Here is a 23,075-nt window from a genome sequence, read left to right as displayed (position 1 = left end):
TTCATGCCAAAGTGCCACTGATTGCCTTTCTTGGTCTGATGCATCTCCGGATCGCGTTGCTGCTCTTTGTTCTTGGTCGAGCTGGGTGCCTCAATGATGGTGGCATCGACCAAGGTGCCTTGAGTCATCATGACGCCTGCTTCGGCCAGCCAGCGATTGATGGTCTTGAACAATTGGCGGGCCAGTTGATGCTGCTCCAGCAGGTGGCGGAAATTCATGATGGTGGTGCGGTCAGGCAAGGCGCTATCCAGGGATAACCGGGCAAACAGACGCATGGAGGCGATTTCGTACAGAGCATCTTCCATCGCGCCATCGCTCAGGTTGTACCAATGCTGCATGCAGTGAATGCGTAGCATGGTTTCCAGCGGATAAGGTCGCCGGCCATTACCAGCCTTGGGGTAAAACGGCTCGATGACTTCCACCATGTTTTGCCATGGCAGAATCTGCTCCATGCGGGACAAGAAAATCTCTTTTCTGGTCTGACGGCGCTTACTGCTGAATTCACTGTCGGCGAAGGTGAGTTGATGACTCATGATGAACCCTGTTCCATGGCTCCAGATGACAAACATGATCTCATATCAGGGACTTGTTCGCACCTTCCCTAGAAGAAAGTAATCACTTTGACGTTACTCAGACATTTGAGTATAGCGAAAAAGCGAAACCTAAGAAAGCTGCAATAGAAGTCAAAAATGGACTCTCATACCCAAGAAGTAAATCTGTTTCAAAAAATGCGCTTAACAAAGCTGATTATAAATGTGAAATTAATTGCGACCATCCAACGTTCAGAAGGCGAAACTCTCCTCTAAATTACACAGAACCTCATCACATTGTCCCGATGTCAAAGCAAGACTATTTTGAGAATTCACTGGATGTGGAAGAGAATATCATATCACTATGTTGCAACTGCCATAAACAAATTCATCTTGGCAAGGGGTTTGAAGATATGTTGAGGAAAATATATGCCGAGCGGAAAGATGTATTAAAAAAAGCGGGAATCGAGATATTATTAGAGGATTTGATTCTTTTTTACAAGATGGAAGGTAATTAATCTTCGAGAAGATGCATGCTTATTTTTATTTTTTTAGCAATGAATGTGAAATACTGCCTGACTATCAATCCTGTCATGTGATTCAGATTTATGGGGGAGGATTTTAATATTTTACCAGCATGGCATGTCGATCAATCGGTTAAGTATAGCGCCAGGTAACCAGACGGATTTTCCCTCTCAGGCGGGAGTCGTTATCCATCGTCCAGTACCTGATTAAAAGTAGGAGTAATTACAAGAAAATTAAATTGTATGACTATTATTTCCGTTCAGAAAAGAAAGTTACATTAATAACCCGAAATTATTCGGGTTTTTAATTAGTTAAGTGCTATATATTTTTGTGTCCGGGGGTACCCTAAGAGGGTGCGCAAGACAACACTCCAGTGTTCATTATTTATGACTGTCAAGCCATTTATTCATCTGCTCAATTTCACCTTTTTGAGCTTTAATGATGTCCTGCGCAAGCTTTCTCATTTCGGGATCTTTTCCGTATTTGAGCTCGGTCTCAGCCATTGCGATTGCCCCTTCATGGTGTGCGATCATACCTTTTGCAAAGGCCTTATCGGGATTGGATTCATTAACGGCGGCCATCATTTTTTCATGCATATTTTTCATGCCAGCCATATATTCCTGTGATGATGCCGATGAGTGCATATCTGACATTTTCATTTCCGAATGTTCAGCAGAAATAACTGGCAGGGATAACATTAATATTACAAAAAGGGTGTTTTTGATTTTCATATAATAATTCCTTTCAGACAGGTACCGGTTAAGTGTAGCTGAGTCAGACAAAAAAGCCCCCTGACGGGGGGCAAAAATGTAGCAACGTTGTTTCAGGAAAATCTATCAGGGAAAAGGTAACAGCACGGATACTACCGTCGCATTCAGCCTGCATTGATCATGCGGCGGTGCGCTTCGGCCATGGCCTGATGTGGGCCGGATTGCCCGTTATTCATGAATTCATGGGCAACCGCTGCTCTTTCATGCTCATTCATCGCCGCGTAAGACGTTGACGGGACGGTCGTGGATACCGTGTTATTTCCCATCATCTTCTGATGACTTTCCACCATTTTCTGGTGCGCATCCGCCGAGCCGTTCGTCATGGTCTCATGAGCAATAATGGCCTGTTCATGCTGGTCCATACCGGTCATGCGAGGAGCAGTCCCCTGGATCCCGACAGGAGCCGCAGCAGACTGCATCTGGTGAGCAGGAGCCTGTGCATTGTTGACGCGATCATGGATATTCACGGTTTCAGTGGCCCAGGCCGATGAAATTAAACCAAAGCCCAGCAAAGATGCTAATACGATATTTTTCATGATAACTCTCCATTTCTGAATTAGTGATGTCCGGGGAAGTACAACCGGTGTTTTCAGTTCCATAACTGAAACAAGTTCGGCAGCGTTTATTTCTCCGGAAGAGGGCTGGATATTCATTTCCTGGCGTACTCTGACGCCGGGTATTGATGAAGCAATCCAGCCTTCCTGATAAGTTGCACTAATTATATCGAATGGCTTCTGTTTGCTGCATGACAGTCTAATGACATCTTTGTCATTTACATCTTTATTTTCAGCATTGGGTTTCCGGGATCATTTTCTCCAGTCTGGGCACGGATAAGATAAAACGCGTGGAGCGTACGTCTGATTCCACCTGCACTCTTCCGTGATGTGCTTCTACGATTGACTTCACAATCGCAAGGCCGATGCCGCTGCCTTCTCCTTTTCGTTGTCTGGATGGATCCACCCGATAAAAACGGTCAAACAGCCTTGATAAATGTTCTTCAGGGATCGGTTTCCCCGGATTTTCAATCACAAGGTCAAAAAAGCTCTCCTGCTCTCTTATTGAGACGGTGATTGCCTGTCCCTCCGGGGTATAACGCAGGGCATTGGATAACAGATTATTGATCGCCCTTCTGAACATTTGTGGATCTCCCTCAACCAGGCAGGGCATCCCGTTAAATTTGAGCGTGATATTGCGTTCTTCGGCCCAGGCTTCGAAAAACTCGAAGACTTTCATGACTTCCGCTCTGAGGTCAAACATGACCCTGTCAGGTATCAGCTGATTATTATCTGCCTGTGCCAGGAACAGCATATCGCTGACCATTTTGGTCATCCGGTTATACTCTTCAAGACTGGAATAGAGGACATCCTCAAGTTCCCTCTGTGTTCGATCCTGACTCAGTGCGATTTCAGTCTGCGTCACCAGATTGGTGATGGGCGTTCTGATCTCATGCGCGATATCGGCAGAGAAATTGGCCTGGCGGGTAAAGACATCCTCAATCTTTCCAATCATATGATTGAACGAGATAACCAGTTGCTCCAGCTCAATGGGAACGCGTGTCGGTTCCAGTCGCGCATCAAGATTCTCGGAGGTGATGTTTTTAATGGCATTGCTGACATTACGAAGGGGCAGGTGCCCCTGACGGACAGCGATTCGAATGATCAGAACAATCAACAGGCTTATCACGACGGCAATCGCAATCAGGTTCTTTTTCAGCGCATCGAGGTAATGGAGATGGAAATTAATGGATAGGCCAGTCAGCATGACATAGTTCTGCTGTTTGCCCTGAAATATCGCCTGACCAGAGGAGGCGATAATCCTGTATGTTTCCATCTTCATTTCGGACCCGGTATCCATCGGTCCCGCAGGATCCTCCACCGTCCAGAGAAAGACATCCCGTGCGCGGCTGTGCTCGCTAAAATCTGCTGAATTCACTGCCGGGCGTAGTGCCGCCCCCTGAGCTGAGCTAAAGAGCACTTCACCCCTGGGATTGAGGAGCAAAAGGGCAACGTTGCGGTAGCTGGCAATTGATTCCTTTATTTTGCTTATTTTTTTATCATCCGGATCCACCGGGGACTGCAGTATACGGTTCAGTGTGGTGCTGATTTGTTGAAGATCGCTGACATCCTGCTCGGCAAAATGATTTTCAACAGAATGCAGCATAAACCAGGTGAAGGCGATAAAAGCCAGTATCGTGGACAGGCTGATAAAAAAGGTCAGCCGCAGAGCGAGTGAGAAAGGGCGTCTGGAAGGTTTGCTATGCATCCGGGACCTCCAGCATGTAGCCCACGCCCCGGACTGTCTGGATCAGCTTTGTCCCGTAATCGTTGTCTATTTTAGCGCGGAGTCGCTTTACTGCGACATCGATCGCATTAGTGTCGCTGTCAAAATTCATGTCCCAGACCTGAGAGGCAATCAGGGAGCGGGGAAGAACCTCTCCCTGATGGCGAATGAAGAATTCCAGCAGGCTGAACTCTTTACTGGTGAGCACAATGCGGTTTCCGGCGCGACTGACTTTTCTGGATACGAGATCAATCGAGAGGTCAGCCACCTTAAACTGGCTTTCCGTGATCATCGTGTTTCCCCGCCTCAGAAGGGTTCTCACCCGGGCGAGCAGTTCGGCAAACGCAAAGGGTTTAACCAGATAATCGTCCGCACCCAGTTCCAGTCCTTTGACCCTATGTTCGATCGTGCCGAGGGCTGTCAGCAGTAAGACCGGCATACCCTTTCCGGCAGTGCGCAGCATGCGGATGATATCCCAGCCGTTCACATCAGGTAGCATGATATCCAGAATGACTAAATCATACTCGGCTGTCATGGCGAGATGATATCCGGTAAGACCATTATCAGCGTGATCCACTACGAACCCTGCCTCTGTAAGCCCTTTGCTGAGATATTCACCTGTTTTAATTTCGTCTTCGACGATCAATATTTTCATCTTGCTCCCCGGCTGGCTGCTAATGTCATTCTATTGCGCCCACGATCGTTATCAACGGATTACAGCAAAAATGACAACATTGTCATTATCCTGTCACCCGGCAAACAGAGAGCGTTAGGTAAAGTACCCCTATCAATACTCTGGACTTCATTTGAACCATTTACCAGGTCTGCCTGGACGAGAAGCGTTATGTTCAAATTAAAATTACTCAGCATTAGCACGATATTCATCCTGGCAGGCTGCGTGTCGCTTGCGCCTGAATATCAGCGGCCCGCAGCACCGGTACCCCAGCAGTTTTCACTGTCCCATAACAGCCTGACGCCAGCGGTAAATGGCTATCAGGATACGGGCTGGCGTAACTTTTTTGTCGATCCCCATGTTACCCGGTTGATCGGTGAAGCTCTGACTAATAACCGTGATTTGAGAATGGCTGCCCTGAAGGTTGAAGAGGCCCGAGCCCAGTTCAACGTCACGGATGCAGATCGTTATCCCCAGCTGAATGCCTCATCCGGGATAACATACAGCGGTGGTCTGAAAGGTGACAAGCCGACCACACAGGAGTACGACGCGAGACTGGAGCTCAGCTATGAGCTCGATTTTTTCGGCAAACTTAAGAACATGAGTGATGCTGACCGCCAGAACTACTTTGCCAGCGAAGAAGCCCGTCGGGCCGTACACATCCTGCTGGTCTCCAACGTTTCACAGAGCTATTTCAGCCAGCAACTGGCGTACGAACAACTCCGTATTGCGCGGGAAACGCTGAAAAATTATGAACAGTCCTATGCTTTCGTTGAGCAACAGCTCGTGACCGGGAGTACGAACGTTCTGGCACTTGAACAGGCGAGAGGACAAATCGAAAGTACCCGCGCCGAAATAGCCAAACGAGAAGGCGATCTGGCTCAGGCAAACAATGCCCTGCAACTGGTGCTGGGAACGTACCGCGCACTTCCGTCAGAAAAAGGGATGAAAGGCGGGGAGATCGCACCAGTAAAATTGCCACCAAATCTATCTTCACAAATTTTGCTGCAGCGACCGGATATTATGGAAGCGGAATATCAGCTGAAAGCGGCTGATGCCAATATTGGCGCAGCGCGAGCGGCCTTTTTCCCCTCCATTACCCTGACCAGTGGTCTTTCCGCAAGCAGTACGGAGCTGTCAAGCCTGTTTACGTCAGGAAGTGGAATGTGGAATTTTATCCCTAAAATTGAAATTCCTATTTTTAATGCTGGCAGGAATAAAGCCAATCTGAAGCTGGCTGAAATTCGCCAGCAACAATCGGTGGTTAATTACGAACAAAAAATTCAGTCAGCCTTTAAGGATGTTTCCGACACGCTTGCGCTGCGCGACAGCCTTAGCCAGCAACTTGAGTCACAGCAACGTTATCTTGATTCACTTCAGATAACTCTCCAGCGTGCCAGAGGATTATATGCAAGTGGTGCTGTCAGTTACATCGAAGTGCTGGATGCAGAACGTTCCCTCTTCGCTACGCAGCAAACCATTCTCGATCTTACCTATTCCCGACAGGTTAACGAAATTAATCTGTTTACCGCGCTGGGTGGCGGTTGGGTAGAGTAAATTTATTTAATTAATCAGGAAATTAAAAATGCGTAATTCACTTAAAGCCGTTTTATTTGGTGCCTTCTCTGTCATGTTTTCTGCCGGTCTTCATGCTGAAACACATCAGCATGGCGATATGAATGCTGCCAGTGATGCTTCGGTACAGCAGGTTATCAAGGGCACCGGTGTCGTTAAAGACATTGATATGAATAGTAAAAAGATTACCATTTCGCACGAAGCAATCCCTGCTGTGGGCTGGCCTGCAATGACCATGCGCTTCACTTTTGTTAATGCAGACGACGCTATCAATGCCCTGAAAACCGGCAACCATGTCGATTTCTCGTTTATTCAGCAGGGCAATATCTCCTTACTCAAAAGCATTAACGTTACGCAATCCTGATTATCAGTCCGGAGCGAATACATCCAGTGCGCCTGAACATTCATTAAGGGATTACTGTGAATGAATGATCGGGCGCATATGCCAGGTGTTTTGATTTTTCAGCGAGAAATTGTATGGCTTCTTTAAAGATAAAATATGCTGCAATAATTATCAGCAGCCTCATAGCAGGGGGGCTGATATCGGTTACTGCCTGGCAGTATGTAAACTCATCACAAAAAACAGTACAAACCGAACAAAAGGCACCGGAGCGAAAGGTACTTTTCTGGTATGACCCGATGAAACCGGATACCAAATTTGATAAACCCGGAAAATCTCCCTTTATGGATATGGACCTGGTGCCAAAATATGCTGATGAAAGCGGCGATAAAAGCAGTGGCGGGATCCGTATCGATCCAACGCAGGTTCAGAATCTGGGATTAAAAACGCAAAAAGTCACGCGAGGAATGCTGAATTATTCTCAGACAATCCCGGCTAATGTCAGTTACAACGAGTATCAGTTTGTCATTGTGCAGGCGCGCTCTGACGGTTTCGTCGAAAAAGTGTATCCCCTGACGATTGGCGATCATGTGAAGAAAGGCACTCCGCTTATCGATATCACCATTCCTGAATGGGTTGAGGCACAAAGTGAGTTCCTGCTGTTATCCGGTACAGGCGGTACGTCAACCCAGATAAAAGGGGTTCTGGAGCGACTTCGTCTGGCTGGTATGCCGGAAGAGGATATTCAAAGGCTGCGTTCAACCCGCACAATCCAGACCCGTTTTACCATTAAAGCACCTATTGATGGTGTCATTACTGCGTTTGACCTGCGCACCGGCATGAATATTTCGAAAGATAAAGTAGTGGCTCAGATTCAGGGGATGGACCCGGTCTGGATCAGCGCTGCAGTGCCAGAATCTATCGCATATCTGCTGAAAGATACGTCGCAGTTTGAAATTTCGGTACCGGCTTATCCGGATAAAACATTCCATGTCGAAAAATGGAACATTCTTCCCAGCGTGGATCAGACAACCCGTACGCTTCAGGTCCGTCTCCAGGTTTCTAATAAGGATGAGTTTCTCAAGCCGGGCATGAATGCCTATCTGAAACTGAATACCAAGAGCCAGGAGATGCTGCTGATACCAAGCCAGGCCGTTATCGATACCGGCAAAGAACAGCGCGTGATTACTGTTGATGATGAAGGCAAGTTTGTGCCGAAACAGATCCACGTTCTGCATGAATCACAGCAACAGTCCGGCATCGGTTCCGGCCTGAATGAAGGCGATACCGTGGTGGTCAGTGGCCTGTTCCTCATTGACTCCGAAGCCAATATTACGGGCGCGCTGGAACGTATGCGCCACCCTGAAAAAACAGAAAGCAGTATGCCAGCAATGTCTGACCAGCCTGTAAATATGCATTCAGGGCACTGAGGAGACGACGATGATTGAATGGATTATCCGGCGCTCTGTCGCCAACCGTTTCCTGGTCATGATGGGCGCACTGTTTCTCAGCATCTGGGGTACATGGACGATTATTAACACGCCGGTCGATGCCTTGCCTGACCTGTCAGATGTGCAGGTCATTATCAAAACCAGCTATCCCGGCCAGGCCCCGCAGATTGTAGAAAACCAGGTCACCTATCCACTTACCACCACCATGCTGTCCGTACCTGGCGCAAAAACCGTGCGTGGTTTTTCACAGTTCGGGGATTCGTATGTGTATGTCATTTTTGAAGACGGCACCGATCTGTACTGGGCCCGTTCCCGCGTGCTGGAATATCTGAATCAGGTTCAGGGAAAACTGCCTGCCGGTGTGAGTTCTGAAATCGGTCCTGATGCCACGGGTGTGGGCTGGATTTTTGAATATGCCCTTGTCGATCGCAACGGAAAACACGACCTTTCAGAACTGCGCTCTCTGCAGGACTGGTTCCTGAAATTTGAGCTGAAAACCATCCCGAACGTGGCTGAGGTCGCTTCGGTTGGCGGCGTGGTGAAACAGTACCAGATTCAGGTCAATCCGGTAAAACTGTCCCAGTACGGTATCAGCCTGCCCGAAGTGAAACAGGCACTTGAATCGTCTAACCAGGAGGCAGGTGGCTCATCCGTTGAAATGGCCGAAGCGGAGTATATGGTCCGTGCCAGCGGTTATCTTCAGAGCATTGATGATTTTAATAACATCGTCCTGAAAACAGGTGAGAACGGCGTGCCGGTTTATCTGCGGGATGTTGCCCGCGTGCAGACCGGGCCCGAAATGAGGCGTGGTATTGCCGAGCTGAACGGCCAGGGAGAAGTCGCTGGCGGCGTGGTGATCCTGCGGTCGGGTAAAAATGCGCGCGACGTTATCACGGCAGTGAGGGATAAACTGGAGACGCTGAAGGCCAGCCTGCCGGAAGGCGTTGAAATCGTGACCACCTACGATCGCAGCCAGTTAATCGACCGGGCGATTGATAACCTCAGTTACAAGCTTCTTGAAGAGTTTATCGTTGTTGCTGTCGTTTGCGCACTGTTCCTCTGGCATGTCCGTTCTGCCCTGGTGGCGATTATTTCTCTGCCACTTGGCCTGTGTATCGCCTTTATCGTCATGCACTTCCAGGGACTGAACGCCAATATCATGTCGCTGGGAGGGATAGCGATTGCCGTCGGTGCGATGGTGGATGCCGCCATTGTGATGATTGAAAATGCGCACAAACGGCTTGAGGAGTGGGATCATCAGCATCCGGGTGAGCAGATTGACAACGCCACCCGCTGGAAGGTGATTACCGACGCCTCCGTGGAAGTGGGACCCGCGTTGTTCATTAGCCTGCTGATCATCACCCTGTCCTTTATTCCTATCTTTACCCTGGAAGGGCAGGAAGGTCGTCTGTTTGGCCCGCTGGCATTCACGAAAACGTACTCCATGGCGGGAGCGGCCGCACTGGCCATCATCGTCATTCCTATTCTGATGGGATTCTGGATCCGGGGGAAAATTCCTGCCGAGACAAGTAACCCCCTGAACCGGGTGCTGATCAAAGCGTATCATCCTTTGCTGCTGCGGGTCCTCCACTGGCCAAAAACAACCCTGCTGGTTGCGGCCTTGTCCATTTTCACGGTTATCTGGCCACTGAGTCAGGTGGGCGGTGAATTTCTGCCGAAGATTAACGAGGGCGATCTGCTGTATATGCCGTCGACCTTGCCTGGCGTCTCTCCGGCAGAAGCTGCAGCGCTCCTGCAGACAACAGACAAGTTAATCAAAAGCGTTCCTGAAGTGGCTTCTGTATTTGGCAAGACCGGTAAAGCAGAGACCGCAACGGATTCCGCGCCGCTCGAAATGGTGGAAACCACGATCCAGCTCAAACCTGAGGATCAGTGGCGTCCCGGCATGACAATTGACAAGATTATTGATGAACTCGACAGGACAGTCCGTTTACCGGGTCTGGCAAACCTCTGGGTGCCGCCTATCCGTAACCGTATTGATATGCTCTCAACCGGGATCAAAAGCCCGATAGGTATCAAAGTGTCCGGGACTGTTCTGTCCGATATCGACGCGACGGCGCAGAGTATCGAGGCGGTAGCCAAAACCGTGCCTGGCGTGGTGTCTGTCCTGGCTGAGCGACTTGAGGGCGGGCGCTACATCGATATCGATATCAACCGGGAGAAAGCTTCCCGGTACGGGATGACTGTGGGCGACGTCCAGCTGTTCGTCTCTTCAGCAATCGGTGGGGCTATGGTGGGTGAGACGGTTGAAGGCGTGGCCCGGTACCCTATTAACATTCGCTATCCGCAGGATTACCGTAACAGTCCGCAGGCGTTGAGAGAGATGCCAATCCTGACCCCAATGAAGCAGCAAATTACGCTGGGCGATGTTGCCGATATTAAGGTCGTTTCCGGACCAACCATGCTGAAAACCGAAAATGCCCGGCCAGCCAGCTGGATTTATGTTGATGCCCGCGGCAGGGACATGGTGTCGGTGGTGAACGATATTAAGACGGCCATCAGTGAGAAAGTGAAACTGAGACCGGGGACCAGTGTGGCATTCTCAGGACAGTTTGAATTACTCGAGCACGCCAATAAGAAATTAAAACTGATGGTACCGATGACGGTGATGATCATCTTCATCCTGTTATATCTGGCATTCCGCCGGGCTGATGAGGCCTTACTTATTCTGATGAGCCTGCCGTTTGCCCTGGTTGGCGGGATATGGTTCCTGTACTGGCAGGGCTTCCATATGTCAGTGGCGACCGGAACCGGGTTTATCGCCCTGGCCGGGGTGGCAGCAGAGTTTGGCGTGGTCATGCTGATGTATCTGCGTCATGCCATTGAAGCGCACCCGGAATTGTCCCGTAAAGAGACGTTCACACCGGAAGGCCTTGATGAAGCCCTCTATCATGGTGCCGTACTGCGTGTCCGGCCGAAAGCCATGACCGTGGCGGTGATCATTGCGGGTCTGCTGCCAATACTCTGGGGAACCGGTGCAGGTTCAGAAGTCATGAGCCGTATCGCGGCCCCCATGATTGGTGGGATGATCACGGCTCCGCTGCTGTCCCTGTTCATTATTCCTGCCGCCTACAAATTAATCTGGCTGCGCAGACATAAAAAAAGCGTGTCCTGAACCTGAAAGGGCCCCCCCTGTGGGTGTCCTTCTTTACTGATTCACCCTGACGTCAGGGTTTATATCGATAATATACAGAGGTGAGTATGAAAAAAGTGGTTCTAATGGCGCTGGCTCTCGGCCTTTCACTACCCGCGATGGCGAGTGAAAAAGTCATTGATATGTACAAATCTGAAAACTGTGGCTGTTGTTCCCTGTGGGGCAAAGCGATGGAAAAAGACGGGTTTGAAGTACGAACTCACGTCATGAATGATCAGGCGCTGTCAGCCCTGAAAGAAAAGCATGCTATTCCTGCAGGACTACGAAGTTGTCATACCGCGGTTGCCGGTAATTTGATCATTGAAGGCCATGTGCCTGCGACAACGATACATAAGGCAATGCAGTCTGGTTCGGGTATATACGGTCTCGCCACCCCCGGTATGCCAGCAGGAAGTCCTGGAATGGAGATGGGAGCCCGAAAAGAGGCTTACGATGTTATCGCATTCTCACCGGATGGAAGTAAAAAAGTCTTCCAGCGAATCGAATAGTCAGCGGAACGGCTGATAACGGGACGCCGGTAGCAGGCACTCCTGTGCCGGCGATATTCGTGGTAATCGCATCCATGACATACCCTGAAGACAGAAGATGCTTCGGTATGCATAAGGAGAGTTACTGTGAAAAATGACAATGCAGTGCAACACAACAACCAGACTGCTTCTGAGCAGACATTATCTCCGGACGAGGGCCACGTATTGCATAAGGTGAGAGATCCCGTGTGCGGGATGGCCATCCTGCCCGACAGGGCGCACAGCAGCATTCGATACCAGGACCACCAACTTTATTTCTGCTCCGCCAGCTGTGAGAGTAAATTTAAAGCCCATCCCGATCGTTATCTTACCGAAGATGCCAGTGAACATTCCCATCACCATCACCACGATCATCACGAAGTCAGCCCTGATCAGATAAAACAGCCTCACAACCAGGCGGAAAAAGAGAATTCTGAAGGTGTGTGGACATGCCCGATGCACCCGGAGATACGCCGCAGTGGTCCCGGAAGCTGTCCTGTCTGTGGAATGGCACTGGAGCCGCTCGTAGCTACGGCATCCACGGGGCCGAGTGATGAACTTCACGACATGACAAGACGCTTCTGGCTGGGGTTGTTGCTGGCGTTTCCGGTTCTGGTACTCGAAATGGGATCTCATCTGTTTCCCGACTTGAGGAATACAGTACCGCCACAGTACAACACATGGCTGCAGTTGCTTCTGGCCTCCCCTGTCGTGTTGTGGTGTGGCTGGCCATTCTTCGCCCGGGCCGGAATGTCGTTACGTAACCGCTCCCTGAATATGTTTACCCTTGTTGCAATGGGGACCGGCGTAGCCTGGGTTTACAGCGTCATTGCAACCGTCTTCCCCTCCTGGTTTCCTGCATCGTTCAGAAACATGGATGGCCTGGTGGCCGTTTATTTTGAAGCCGCAGCAGTTATTACGGTGCTTGTTCTGCTGGGACAGGTTCTTGAGCTGCGGGCACGGGAACAAACCTCAGGCGCCATTACTGCGCTTCTGAACCTTGCCCCCAAAACCGCCAGACGGCTGGATCATGACGGTCATGAAACGGATATTAATGCGGAAGATGTCCTGCCTGGCGATAAGCTCCGCATCAGACCTGGAGAGAGTATTCCGGTCGACGGTATCGTGATCGAAGGCAAAACAACCGTTGATGAATCGATGGTGACCGGGGAGTCTATGCCGGTTACCAAAACGAAGGGTGACCCTGTCATTGGGGGGACGATTAATCAGACAGGTAGTCTTATCATCCGTGCAGAGAAAGTCGGTGATGAAACGATGCTCTCACGAATTGTTCAGATGGTCGCTGATGCACAGCGTTCGCGTGCCCCCATCCAGAGAATGGCAGACAGCGTTTCAGGCTGGTTTGTTCCTCTGGTGATACTTATCGCGGTTGTTGCTTTCTTGATCTGGTCTGTCTGGGGGCCCGAGCCCAGGATGGCGCACGGTCTCATTGCGGCTGTGTCGGTCCTGATTATTGCCTGTCCCTGCGCGCTGGGACTGGCCACGCCGATGTCGATAATGGTGGGGGTGGGCAAAGGCGCCCAGGCCGGGGTGTTAATCAAGAATGCCGAAGCCCTTGAGCGTCTTGAAAAAGTGGACACGCTGGTTGTCGACAAAACAGGCACGCTCACGGAAGGTTCGCCTACGGTGACAGGGATTATCAGTCTCAGTCCGGGTGGGGAAATATCTCTTTTACGTGTAACAGCTGCAGTGGAAAAAGGTTCGCAGCATCCGTTGGGTATGGCTGTTGTCAGAGCCGCGCATGAAAAGGGGATCGTGATACCTGCCGTCAGTAATTTCAATGCCCCGTCGGGGAAAGGTGTCTCAGGCGATGTCGAAGGTCAACGGGTTGTTATTGGTAATGAACTGGCTATGCAGGAAAACAGTATCGTTATTGATAATCAAAAGGCCGTTGCGGATACGTTGCGGATGGAAGGCGCTACCGTTATCTATGTGGCCACAGACGGGAACCTTGCAGGCCTGATAGCTATCTCGGATCCCGTGAAAGCAACCACGCCGGATGCGCTTAAAGCTTTGCGTCAGGCGGGGATCCGCATTGTTATGCTCACCGGGGATAACCAGCTTACTGCTGAAGCAGTCGCACGGAAACTGGGAATAGATGAGGTTGAAGCCGGGATTCTGCCGGATGGCAAAAAAGCAGTGATAACCCGACTGAAAGCGTCTGGCCATGTGGTTGCGATGGCCGGAGACGGTGTGAATGATGCCCCGGCGCTGGCAGCGGCTGACGTGGGAATAGCCATGGGAACGGGTACAGATGTGGCAATTGAAAGTGCCGGAGTCACCCTTCTCAAAGGCGACTTGATGATACTGAACAGGGCCCGTCATCTGTCAGAAATCACCATGAAAAATATCCGACAGAATCTGTTTTTTGCATTTATCTACAACGCACTTGGCGTGCCTGTGGCTGCAGGCCTGCTTTATCCTGTGTATGGAATACTGCTGTCGCCAGTTATTGCGGCGGCGGCCATGGCTCTTTCCTCCGTCAGCGTCATTGTGAATGCGTTGCGTCTGAAAAGTGTCAGGCTCGGGAAATAACACTGAGTGAAGGGGCTGTTACGAACAGAAGGAGTCCAGTATGAAAAGTACCACCTATGCGCTTATTGCTGTCGCCGCGATCGCGGCATTTGCCCTCCTGCGCGAACACTGGTCACATGTGGCAGGTTACTGGCCATATCTGTTATTGCTGGTCTGCCCGCTCATGCATCTTTTCCACGGCCACGGAGGGCATGGAGATCATCAACATCAAGGAAGTGAAAACGATAAAAAAAATTAATCCGGCAGACGGGGCCGCGTCGCGGCCCCGTTATCAGTCCAGGTATCGTTCGTAGTCTCTGGCATGCGCAAAGGCATGCTGTTCAAGTTTGTTATCAGCGGGTGCCGCTGCCCGGAACGCCAGTGAGTTAACAGGATTGTTATTGATGACCAGCTCGTAATGCAGATGAGGACCGGATGAACGTCCGCTGTTACCGGATAACGCAATAGCGCCTCCCCGGGTAACCCTGGCCCCTTTAGTAACGAGTATTTTATTGAGGTGGAGATAGCGAGTTTTAACACCGGCTTTTCCTGTTACTTCAATAAAATATCCCATGGTGCTGTTGTATTCGGCCCGGGTGATTTTTCCGTCGATGACGCTGACTATTTTCGTGTTCATGGGCATGGAATAATCAATGCCATTATGGGGACTCACTTTTCCCGATACCGGGTTAAGTCTTGCAGGATTGAAAGGCGAACTGAGTCTTGCTGTGGCCGGTAACGGATAATCGAGACTGCCTTTCCCGGAAGTATCGGAAAGGTTATAGAACTTTTTATCTGATATACGATACGCCGTGTAATTAAATGAACCGGACGTAAATTTATAGGCCACGACACGTGATTTTCCCGCTTTCTTTTGCAGTACGAGTTTTAATGATTCATTTTTTTTCAAATGCCGCAGATTAAACCGGGAAGGCAAGGAGCGCTGAAGAGTAGCGATCTCGTTCGATTCCAGCCCCGAGCGGGTGGCTGAAAGGTAGGCATTTTCTTTTACGACATCGGTAGAATACATTTACTGGAATTCGCCGTTAGCATGAACACTGCGGCGTATGCTAGGGGTTTTCAGGAGGCGTGTCATCTGTCAGTTAATCGGGAGCACCGTTGATGGTCGTCATTTTTGTAACATATCTTGTTTCCCGTTTGCTCCTGAAGCTCTGGGAACTGTATGACCAGCCCGACGGTGATGATTAACGGGACTGAAACAGGTTACGGCAGAGCAATATGGGGCTCATGTCCTGCTACGTAACCCGTCAGTAAAGCCCTGCTGCGCACCTGACGCTAAGCACTAACCCGCCTGCAGTTACCTGGTCGAATACAGCCCGCGAAGCTTTCTTGCCTGCGTCTGATGTGCTTCCGCACCGGCATTATTGACCTGCTCATGCACGAGAGCGGCTTTTTCTCCGGCATTCAGTTCGTTAAAAGAAGAAGACGAGGTCTTTGAATTTGCATCACTGCCGGACAGCATTTTTTTATGTTCCTCAATCATTTTCTGATGCGCATAGGACGCGCTGTTGTTCATAAATGAATGAGCAACAATGGCCCTTTCATGTTCATTCATTTCAGAGAATGAGGGCGTGTTGTTTTTATTAACCCTGTCCGGTAAGTTTTCATGCGTCGAGGAGTTCACATGACTGACGGCTGAGGCATTATTAACAAATCGATGTGCTTCATGGGCAATATCACTGGACTGAGCAAAAGCTGCCCCACAAAATAAAGCTGTAAACGCAGTGGTCGTGATTAATATATTCATGTGTAATTACCTTCTGAGGTACATAAAAGATGTCCTTATGATCATATATAAAAAAATCAACCTGTGGGGAAGATGACGTAAATGTAATACAGCCACGTACATTACACGATTGTAATGAATTTGTTTCTTAAGGTGTGCTAGATTCATTTCATTGTAAGTGGATGAACCAGTAATTTAATTTAAATCGGTTCTCGAATTCTGTCAGTAACCATACTTTAAATAAGGGAATGCGCATGCTGTTGAAAACGTCTCGACGAACTTTCCTGAAGGGGTTAACCCTCTCTGGCGTAGCCGGAAGTCTTGGCGTATGGAGTTTCAATGCGCGTTCCAGTCTGAGCCTGCCAGTTGCCGCATCCCTGCAGGGTACTCAGTTTGACCTGACCATTGGTGAAACGGCCGTCAATATCACGGGCAGTGAGCGTCAGGCCAAAACAATCAATGGAGGCCTGCCGGGGCCCGTTCTTCGCTGGAAAGAAGGTGACACCATTACCCTGAAGGTCAAAAACCGTCTTAATGAACAGACGTCCATTCACTGGCACGGCATTATTCTTCCGGCCAATATGGATGGTGTTCCGGGGCTGAGTTTTATGGGCATAGAGCCTGATGATACCTACGTTTACACCTTTAAGGTTAAGCAGAACGGGACTTACTGGTACCACAGCCATTCCGGTCTGCAGGAACAGGAGGGGGTATACGGTGCCATTATCATCGATGCCAGGGAGCCAGAACCGTTTGCTTACGATCGTGAGCATGTGGTCATGTTGTCTGACTGGACCGATGAAAATCCTCACAGCCTGCTGAAAAAATTAAAAAAACAGTCGGATTACTACAATTTCAATAAACCAACCGTTGGCTCTTTTTTCCGCGACGTGAATACCAGGGGGCTGTCAGCCACCATTGCCGATCGGAAAATGTGGGCTGAAATGAAAATGAATCCGACTGACCTCGCGGATGTCAGTGGCTACACCTACACCTATCTCATGAACGGGCAGGCCCCGCTGAAAAACTGGACCGGACTGTTCCGTCCCGGTGAAAAGATACGCTTACGGTTTATCAACGGCTCGGCAATGACCTATTTCGATATCCGTATCCCCGGGCTGAAAATGACGGTCGTGGCTGCAGATGGCCAGTATGTAAACCCGGTTACCGTTGACGAATTCAGGATTGCCGTTGCCGAAACCTATGATGTCATTGTGGAGCCTCAGGGTGAGGCCTATACCATCTTCGCACAATCCATGGACAGGACCGGTTACGCTCGAGGGACACTGGCCACGAGAGAAGGGTTAAGTGCTGCCGTTCCCCCCCTCGATCCACGTCCTCTGTTGACCATGGAAGATATGGGTATGGGGGGAATGGGACATGATATGGCAGGAATGGACCACAGCCAGATGGGAGGCATGGATAACAGCGGAGAGATGATGTCTATGGACGGTGCTGACCTTCCGGATAGCGGGACATCCTCCGCGCCCATGGATCACAGCAGCATGGCCGGTATGGATCATTCCCGGATGGCCGGAATGCCGGGTATGCAAAGTCATCCTGCGTCAGAAACGGATAACCCACTGGTTGATATGCAGGCGATGAGCGTCTCTCCGAAATTAAATGATCCGGGTATTGGTCTTCGAAATAACGGAAGAAAGGTTCTCACGTACGCGGATTTGAAAAGCCGCTTTGAGGATCCTGACGGACGTGAACCTGGCCGTACCATAGAACTGCATTTAACCGGCCACATGGAAAAGTTTGCCTGGTCATTTAACGGAATCAAGTTTTCAGATGCCGCACCGGTGCTGCTGAAATACGGTGAGCGGCTCAGGATCACGCTGATCAACGATACCATGATGACTCACCCCATTCACCTGCATGGTATGTGGAGCGATCTGGAAGATGAAAACGGTAATTTCATGGTTCGTAAACACACAATAGATGTTCCCCCTGGTACAAAACGCAGTTACAGAGTGACAGCAGATGCGCTTGGCCGCTGGGCGTATCACTGCCATTTGCTCTATCACATGGAAATGGGAATGTTTCGTGAAGTCCGGGTGGAGGAATGATGCGAATGAAGAGAAATTTGAAGGCCATACCTGTTCTGGTCGCCGGTTTGTTTACCTCACAGCTTTCTATTGCGGCGGGCTCCGTCTCTGCAGATCCCCACGCCGGGCACGACATGTCTGCCATGCAGATGCCAGCAGATGAGAATTTCACTGAGATGACGTCAATGGAGCCCATTGTAACTGAGAGCAGAACGCCAATTCCGCCTGTTACCGATGCCGACCGGAAGGCTGCATTCGGCAATTTACAGGGGCATGCGATTCACGACAGTGCGATTAATTATCTGGTTCTGCTGGATCAACTGGAATGGCAACGGTCGGATAACACCAACAATTTCAGCTGGAGTGTTAACAGCTGGATTGGAGGCGACACAGATCGGATTTGGCTAAAGAGTGAAGGTGAACGAAGCAATGGGGAAACGGAGGCGGCTGAAGCGCAGTTACTCTGGGGACATGCGGTTGGCCCATGGTGGGATTTGGTTGCGGGTGTCAGGCAGGATTTCAGACCTGCTTCTGCCCGGACCTGGGCTGCTGTCGGTTTTCAGGGGCTGGCACTCTATAATTTTGAGTCTGAAATTACGGGTTTTGTCAGTAATGGCGGAAAAGCAGCCCTTCGTCTGGGAGGAGAATACGACGTTTTACTGACTAACCGGCTCATACTCCAGCCATCCTATGAGGTGAATTTCTACAGTCAGGATGATGAATCGCGGGGTCGCGGCAGGGGACTGACTGACACAGAGCTGGGGCTCCGGCTGCGCTATGAAATACGCCGTGAGTTTGCACCCTATATAGGCGTTTCCTGGAATCAACTTTACGGGAAAACATCCGATATGGCGAAAAGAGAAGGTGAGAAAGACCATCAGGTAGTATTCCTGGCGGGAGCCAGAATCTGGTTTTAACGCACTGATATAAAACACTCAACTAAACAGGTAAATAAAATGTCGATTTTAAATAAAGCCATTCTTACAGGTGGCCTCGTTATGGGCGTTGCTTTCTCTGCTATGGCCCATCCGGAATTAAAAAGCTCTGTGCCACAGGCTGATTCAGCCGTAGCGGCCCCGGAAAAGATTCAGCTTAATTTCTCGGAAAATCTGACCGTGAAATTCTCAGGTGCAAAATTAACGATGACGGGTATGAAAGGCATGTCATCACATTCTCCGATGCCGGTCGCGGCAAAAGTGGCGCCAGGCGCTGACCCTAAATCGATGGTCATTATTCCGCGAGAGCCTTTACCCGCTGGCACTTATCGTGTTGACTGGCGCGCGGTTTCTTCAGATACGCACCCTATCACCGGTAATTACACCTTTACAGTGAAGTAATATTATGAACGACCTGATTATGATTGTTATTCGTTTTCTTCTTTATCTGGATTTGATGGTAATATTTGGATTGCCATTTTTTCAGATATATGGAATAAGCGGTGTCAGACATGAAACCTATAACCTGACTAATTTCAGGTCGTTTATAACCTTTGCTGTTGTTACAGGCATCATTCTTACTGGCATTAATATGCTCCTGGTATCTAATGCCATGAGTGGAGTAACTGACCTCAGAGAATTATCCATCCATGTTATCGAGATGGTGATAGAAGAAACTGATGTGGGTATTAGCTGGATTGTCAGGCTCTGTGCCCTGTTTACCACACTCGGTGCTTTGTTCCTTTACACTAATAAGAGAGTATTGTCCTGCCTGCTGATGACGATGAGTGGGGGCGTGGCGCTGGCTACACTTGCCTGGGGAGGACACGCCGTTATGCATGACGGTCTGCATTACTATCTCCATTTACTGAGCGATCTGACCCATCTCGGCGCTGCAGGTGCCTGGACAGGTGCTCTGGTTGCATTTGCTATCCTGCTGATGCGCAGAAACGAGCATAATGCACAGAGCGTCATTGTGATATCTGACTCCCTGGCAAAATTTGCCACGGCAGGAACGGTGATTGTTGTAGCCCTGATCCTGAGTGCGCTGGTCAACTATCTGTATATTGCTGAGGGTAACTTAACTCCCTTATTCAACAGTTCCTGGGGGAGGATATTGCTTGCCAAGACGGCTCTGTTTGTTCTGATGCTTCTTCTGGCTGCAGCAAACCGGTTTCACCTGGGTCCCCGGCTTGAAGTTATGGTCAGGGAAGGGAATTATGATCGCAGCGTTGCCCTGATGCGAAACAGCATCCTGACAGAATTCGTTGTTGCGATTATCATTCTGGGCGCCGTAGCGTGGCTTGGAATGCTTGCTCCGTCTCAGATCAGCTAGGGGACAGCCAAAGCTCATGCGTGAGATTTTTACTTTCATATCAGCGAGTTGACCATGCAGCGTATTTTAATCGTTGAAGACGAACAAAAAACAGGTCGTTACCTGCAGCAGGGACTGGTTGAGGAAGGCTATCAGGCCGATCTCTTTAATAATGGCCGCGATGGTCTCGGGGCCGCGTCGAAGGGACAGTATGATTTGATAATACTGGACGTGATGCTGCCTTTCCTCGACGGGTGGCAAATCATCAGCGCACTGAGGGAGTCCGGGCACGAAGAACCGGTCCTGTTTTTAACCGCAAAGGACAACGTGCGGGACAAAGTGAAAGGACTGGAGCTTGGCGCAGATGACTACCTGATTAAGCCCTTTGATTTTACGGAGCTGGTTGCACGTGTAAGAACCCTACTGCGCCGGGCACGCTCGCAGGCCGCAACAGTCTGCACCATCGCCGATATGACCGTTGATATGGTGCGCCGGACCGTGATTCGTTCGGGGAAGAAGATCCATCTCACCGGTAAAGAATACGTTCTGCTTGAGTTGCTGCTGCAACGCACCGGAGAAGTGTTACCCAGGAGTCTTATCTCGTCCCTGGTCTGGAACATGAATTTTGACAGTGATACGAATGTGATTGATGTCGCCGTGAGACGTCTGAGAAGTAAAATTGATGATGACTTTGAGCCAAAACTGATCCATACCGTTCGCGGTGCCGGATATGTCCTGGAGATCAGAGAAGAGTGAGGTTCAAAATTTCCCTGACCACACGCCTGAGCCTGATTTTTTCTGCGGTGATGCTTACGGTATGGTGGTTATCAAGTTTTATCCTGATTAGCACCCTGAATGGCTATTTCGATAATCAGGACCGCGATTTTCTGACAGGTAAACTTCAGCTCACCGAAGAGTTTCTTAAAACAGAGACGTTCAGGAACAAAACGGATATTAAGTCATTATCAGAAAAAATAAACGATGCGATGGTGGGGCACAATGGCTTATTCATTTCTATAAAAAACATGGAAAATGAAAAAATTGTTGAACTCTATGCCAAAAATTCTGTTGTTCCAGCGGTCCTGCTTAATAAGTCGGGTGATATTCTCGACTATATGATCCAGACGGAAGAAAATAACACCGTGTACCGCAGTATCTCGCGGCGGGTTGCCGTGACGCCGGAACAGGGTAAAAGCAAACATGTCATCATTACGGTTGCCACGGATACTGGGTATCACACCCTGTTTATGGACAAACTCAGTACCTGGCTGTTCTGGTTCAATATCGGTCTGGTCTTTATTTCTGTTTTTCTGGGCTGGCTGACCACACGTATTGGTCTGAAACCGCTACGGGAAATGACCAGTCTTGCTTCCTCCATGACCGTACACAGCCTGGATCAGCGTCTAAATCCCGATCTGGCTCCGCCGGAAATCTCTGAGACCATGCAGGAGTTCAATAATATGTTTGATCGCCTGGAGGGGGCATTCCGGAAACTGTCAGATTTCTCGTCTGACATCGCGCATGAGCTGCGCACACCAGTCAGTAATCTGATGATGCAGACGCAGTTTGCACTGGCTAAGGAAAGGGATGTTTCGCATTACCGCGAAATTTTATTCGCTAACCTGGAAGAACTGAAAAGGTTGTCACGAATGACCAGTGACATGCTTTTTCTGGCACGTTCAGAGCATGGTCTGCTGCGGCTGGATAAACATGATGTGGATCTGGCAGCCGAACTGAATGAATTACGTGAGTTGTTCGAGCCCCTGGCAGACGAAACAGGAAAGACAATCACGGTTGAAGGAGAGGGCGTTGTTGCCGGAGACAGCGATATGCTCCGACGTGCTTTCAGTAACCTGCTTTCCAATGCAATCAAGTATTCTCCCGATAACACCTGTACAGCGATACACCTTGAGCGTGACAGTGACTGTGTGAACGTGATGATTACGAATACGATGTCCGGCCAGGTTCCCGCTAATCTGGAACGTTTGTTTGACCGGTTCTATCGCGCAGACTCATCAAGGTTCTACAACACGGAAGGCGCGGGGCTGGGATTATCAATTACAAGGTCGATCATTCATGCTCACGGCGGCGAGCTGTCAGCAGAACAGCAGGGGCGGGAAATTGTGTTCAGTGTGCGTCTGTTAATGGATTAATACCGTTATTCAGGAGAAACCGGCTTTGTTGAATAAATAAGATTTCGTGCGAACGACCCTGTAGCTGGCTGGATTTTCAGGCAATACGCACGCTTTCTGGCATCCCAGCCTTTGTCATCCTGTTCAACGCACGCACCATGGCCATAGCTTCCGCTACCTGACCATCGTAGTCACGCAGCGTCAGTGAATCTCCCAACAACTGCTTCATTCTGTACATTGCCGTTTCCGCTATCGAGCGACGGTTATATTCCGTTGTCCATTTCCACCGTGCATTGCTTCCGCTCAGCCGCTGATTAGCAACGGCACGGTTGCGGTCTGCGTACTCACCGGGCCAGTAACCTGCTCCTTTTCGGGGAGGAATAAGCGCGCTGATTTTTTTGCGGCGCAGTTCATCGTGACAGAGCCGGGTGTCGTAAGCCCCGTCTGCCGCGGCTGCCCTGATTTTTCTGTGAGTCTGCCGGATAAGGCCCGGGAAGGCTTCTGAGTCCGTGACGTTATTCAGCGACAGGTCTGC

The 23,075-nt window shown here is 49.8% G+C and carries 20 protein-coding genes and 2 pseudogenes; 14 read left to right on the top strand and 8 right to left on the bottom strand.

The window, feature by feature from the left end:
• Positions 1-533: pseudogene (locus tag K5R89_RS25090) on the bottom strand (IS5-like element IS5B family transposase); the annotation flags it as partial.
• Positions 534-598: 65 nt separating this feature from the next.
• Here K5R89_RS25090 and K5R89_RS25085 point away from each other — a divergent pair.
• Positions 599-1,048: pseudogene (locus K5R89_RS25085) on the top strand (HNH endonuclease); the annotation flags it as partial.
• Positions 1,049-1,435: 387 nt separating this feature from the next.
• On the opposite strand, the gene K5R89_RS25080 reads toward K5R89_RS25085, so the two are convergent.
• From K5R89_RS25080 to silR, 4 genes are all read right to left on the bottom strand, one after another.
• Positions 1,436-1,786: a DUF305 domain-containing protein gene (locus K5R89_RS25080; RefSeq protein WP_023328274.1), complete on the bottom strand. Its 351-nt coding sequence runs from the start codon at positions 1,784-1,786 to the stop codon at positions 1,436-1,438.
• A 143-nt stretch (positions 1,787-1,929) separates the two neighbouring features.
• Entirely contained in the window at positions 1,930-2,361 is a 432-nt protein-coding gene (gene silE / locus K5R89_RS25075; RefSeq protein ID WP_000790483.1) for a silver-binding protein SilE, read from the bottom strand.
• 250 nt (positions 2,362-2,611) lie between these two features.
• Positions 2,612-4,087 (bottom strand): copper/silver sensor histidine kinase SilS, encoded by a 1,476-nt coding sequence (gene silS, locus K5R89_RS25070; RefSeq protein ID WP_000555737.1) that lies wholly within the window; start codon positions 4,085-4,087, stop codon positions 2,612-2,614.
• Positions 4,080-4,760, bottom strand: a complete 681-nt coding sequence (gene silR / locus K5R89_RS25065; RefSeq protein ID WP_000697969.1) for a copper/silver response regulator transcription factor SilR — start codon at positions 4,758-4,760, stop codon at positions 4,080-4,082. The genes silS and silR overlap by 8 nt, the downstream gene beginning before the upstream one ends.
• Positions 4,761-4,949: 189 nt before the next feature.
• On the opposite strand from silR, the gene silC reads away from it, so the two are divergent.
• The 7 genes from silC (at position 4,950) to K5R89_RS25030 (ending at position 14,619) form a co-directional block, all read left to right on the top strand.
• Positions 4,950-6,335 (top strand): Cu(+)/Ag(+) efflux RND transporter outer membrane channel SilC, encoded by a 1,386-nt coding sequence (silC, locus tag K5R89_RS25060; protein WP_117362304.1) that lies wholly within the window; start codon positions 4,950-4,952, stop codon positions 6,333-6,335.
• Between the two features lie 28 nt (positions 6,336-6,363).
• On the top strand, positions 6,364-6,717 hold the full coding sequence (cusF, locus tag K5R89_RS25055; RefSeq protein WP_001246153.1) for a cation efflux system protein CusF: 354 nt from the start codon (positions 6,364-6,366) through the stop codon (positions 6,715-6,717).
• A 113-nt stretch (positions 6,718-6,830) separates the two neighbouring features.
• On the top strand, positions 6,831-8,123 hold the full coding sequence (gene silB / locus K5R89_RS25050; RefSeq protein WP_004098959.1) for a Cu(+)/Ag(+) efflux RND transporter periplasmic adaptor subunit SilB: 1,293 nt from the start codon (positions 6,831-6,833) through the stop codon (positions 8,121-8,123).
• A 10-nt stretch (positions 8,124-8,133) separates the two neighbouring features.
• Positions 8,134-11,280, top strand: coding sequence for a Cu(+)/Ag(+) efflux RND transporter permease subunit SilA (silA, locus tag K5R89_RS25045; protein WP_004098958.1), 3,147 nt, complete (start codon positions 8,134-8,136; stop codon positions 11,278-11,280).
• An 86-nt stretch (positions 11,281-11,366) separates the two neighbouring features.
• Entirely contained in the window at positions 11,367-11,807 is a 441-nt protein-coding gene (locus K5R89_RS25040; protein ID WP_000758228.1) for a DUF411 domain-containing protein, read from the top strand.
• A 126-nt stretch (positions 11,808-11,933) separates the two neighbouring features.
• A complete protein-coding gene (gene silP, locus K5R89_RS25035) occupies positions 11,934-14,381 on the top strand; it encodes an Ag(+)-translocating P-type ATPase SilP (RefSeq protein WP_004187133.1) in 2,448 nt (815 codons plus the stop codon).
• 40 nt (positions 14,382-14,421) lie between these two features.
• Positions 14,422-14,619 carry a DUF2933 domain-containing protein gene (locus tag K5R89_RS25030; protein WP_000843497.1) on the top strand — a complete coding sequence of 66 codons (198 nt, stop codon included), beginning with the start codon at positions 14,422-14,424 and terminating at the stop codon, positions 14,617-14,619.
• Between the two features lie 33 nt (positions 14,620-14,652).
• On the opposite strand, the gene K5R89_RS25025 is transcribed toward K5R89_RS25030, so the two are convergent.
• Positions 14,653-15,390, bottom strand: a complete 738-nt coding sequence (locus tag K5R89_RS25025) for a peptidoglycan DD-metalloendopeptidase family protein (RefSeq protein ID WP_117362305.1) — start codon at positions 15,388-15,390, stop codon at positions 14,653-14,655.
• A 288-nt stretch (positions 15,391-15,678) separates the two neighbouring features.
• Positions 15,679-16,128, bottom strand: a complete 450-nt coding sequence (locus K5R89_RS25020) for a copper resistance protein (protein WP_001023257.1) — start codon at positions 16,126-16,128, stop codon at positions 15,679-15,681.
• Between the two features lie 233 nt (positions 16,129-16,361).
• Here K5R89_RS25020 and pcoA point away from each other — a divergent pair, with 233 nt between their 5' ends.
• Genes pcoA through pcoS form a run of 6 tightly spaced genes read left to right on the top strand, consistent with a single transcriptional unit; the run spans position 16,362 to position 22,561 of the window.
• The gene (gene pcoA / locus K5R89_RS25015) at positions 16,362-18,179 is read left to right on the top strand and encodes a multicopper oxidase PcoA (RefSeq protein WP_000925242.1); all 1,818 of its coding nucleotides are present in this window, start codon (positions 16,362-16,364) and stop codon (positions 18,177-18,179) included.
• A 5-nt stretch (positions 18,180-18,184) separates the two neighbouring features.
• The gene (gene pcoB, locus K5R89_RS25010) at positions 18,185-19,075 is read left to right on the top strand and encodes a copper resistance outer membrane transporter PcoB (RefSeq protein WP_001378118.1); all 891 of its coding nucleotides are present in this window, start codon (positions 18,185-18,187) and stop codon (positions 19,073-19,075) included.
• Positions 19,076-19,114: 39 nt separating this feature from the next.
• Positions 19,115-19,495 (top strand): copper resistance system metallochaperone PcoC, encoded by a 381-nt coding sequence (pcoC, locus tag K5R89_RS25005; RefSeq protein WP_000025662.1) that lies wholly within the window; start codon positions 19,115-19,117, stop codon positions 19,493-19,495.
• Between the two features lie 55 nt (positions 19,496-19,550).
• Complete coding sequence (gene pcoD, locus K5R89_RS25000; protein ID WP_080821469.1) at positions 19,551-20,429, top strand: copper resistance inner membrane protein PcoD; 879 nt, start codon at positions 19,551-19,553, stop codon at positions 20,427-20,429.
• Between the two features lie 54 nt (positions 20,430-20,483).
• Positions 20,484-21,164: a copper response regulator transcription factor PcoR gene (gene pcoR, locus K5R89_RS24995; protein ID WP_001188930.1), complete on the top strand. Its 681-nt coding sequence runs from the start codon at positions 20,484-20,486 to the stop codon at positions 21,162-21,164.
• Positions 21,161-22,561, top strand: coding sequence for a copper resistance membrane spanning protein PcoS (pcoS, locus tag K5R89_RS24990; RefSeq protein WP_002436614.1), 1,401 nt, complete (start codon positions 21,161-21,163; stop codon positions 22,559-22,561). Before pcoR ends, pcoS begins: the two co-directional genes overlap by 4 nt.
• Before the next feature lie 76 nt (positions 22,562-22,637).
• On the opposite strand, the gene K5R89_RS24985 is transcribed toward pcoS, so the two are convergent.
• Positions 22,638-23,075: transposase (locus K5R89_RS24985; protein ID WP_133254143.1), on the bottom strand; the 438-nt coding region annotated here is incomplete at its 5' end.

It is taken from the genome of Klebsiella sp. TF21-TM (assembly GCF_019753495.1).
In the GTDB taxonomy this organism is placed as follows: domain Bacteria; phylum Pseudomonadota; class Gammaproteobacteria; order Enterobacterales; family Enterobacteriaceae; genus Klebsiella; species Klebsiella quasipneumoniae.
This window is presented reverse-complemented; position numbering and strand designations above follow the sequence as displayed.

Excerpts from the sequence above, each read along its gene's own strand:
- silE (WP_000790483.1), bottom strand. The coding sequence starts at position 2,361 with ATGAAAAATATCGTATTAGCATCTTTGCTGGGCTTTGGTTTAATTTCA.
- pcoD (WP_080821469.1), top strand. The coding sequence starts at position 19,551 with ATGGTAATATTTGGATTGCCATTTTTTCAGATATATGGAATAAGCGGT.
- silB (WP_004098959.1), top strand. The coding sequence starts at position 6,831 with ATGGCTTCTTTAAAGATAAAATATGCTGCAATAATTATCAGCAGCCTC.
- K5R89_RS25080 (WP_023328274.1), bottom strand. The coding sequence starts at position 1,786 with ATGAAAATCAAAAACACCCTTTTTGTAATATTAATGTTATCCCTGCCA.
- silA (WP_004098958.1), top strand. The coding sequence starts at position 8,134 with ATGATTGAATGGATTATCCGGCGCTCTGTCGCCAACCGTTTCCTGGTC.
- pcoB (WP_001378118.1), top strand. The coding sequence starts at position 18,185 with ATGAAGAGAAATTTGAAGGCCATACCTGTTCTGGTCGCCGGTTTGTTT.
- silR (WP_000697969.1), bottom strand. The coding sequence starts at position 4,760 with ATGAAAATATTGATCGTCGAAGACGAAATTAAAACAGGTGAATATCTC.
- K5R89_RS25030 (WP_000843497.1), top strand. The coding sequence starts at position 14,422 with ATGAAAAGTACCACCTATGCGCTTATTGCTGTCGCCGCGATCGCGGCA.
- pcoA (WP_000925242.1), top strand. The coding sequence starts at position 16,362 with ATGCTGTTGAAAACGTCTCGACGAACTTTCCTGAAGGGGTTAACCCTC.
- pcoC (WP_000025662.1), top strand. The coding sequence starts at position 19,115 with ATGTCGATTTTAAATAAAGCCATTCTTACAGGTGGCCTCGTTATGGGC.
- silS (WP_000555737.1), bottom strand. The coding sequence starts at position 4,087 with ATGCATAGCAAACCTTCCAGACGCCCTTTCTCACTCGCTCTGCGGCTG.
- cusF (WP_001246153.1), top strand. The coding sequence starts at position 6,364 with ATGCGTAATTCACTTAAAGCCGTTTTATTTGGTGCCTTCTCTGTCATG.
- K5R89_RS25020 (WP_001023257.1), bottom strand. The coding sequence starts at position 16,128 with ATGAATATATTAATCACGACCACTGCGTTTACAGCTTTATTTTGTGGG.
- silC (WP_117362304.1), top strand. The coding sequence starts at position 4,950 with ATGTTCAAATTAAAATTACTCAGCATTAGCACGATATTCATCCTGGCA.
- pcoR (WP_001188930.1), top strand. The coding sequence starts at position 20,484 with ATGCAGCGTATTTTAATCGTTGAAGACGAACAAAAAACAGGTCGTTAC.
- K5R89_RS25025 (WP_117362305.1), bottom strand. The coding sequence starts at position 15,390 with ATGTATTCTACCGATGTCGTAAAAGAAAATGCCTACCTTTCAGCCACC.
- K5R89_RS25040 (WP_000758228.1), top strand. The coding sequence starts at position 11,367 with ATGAAAAAAGTGGTTCTAATGGCGCTGGCTCTCGGCCTTTCACTACCC.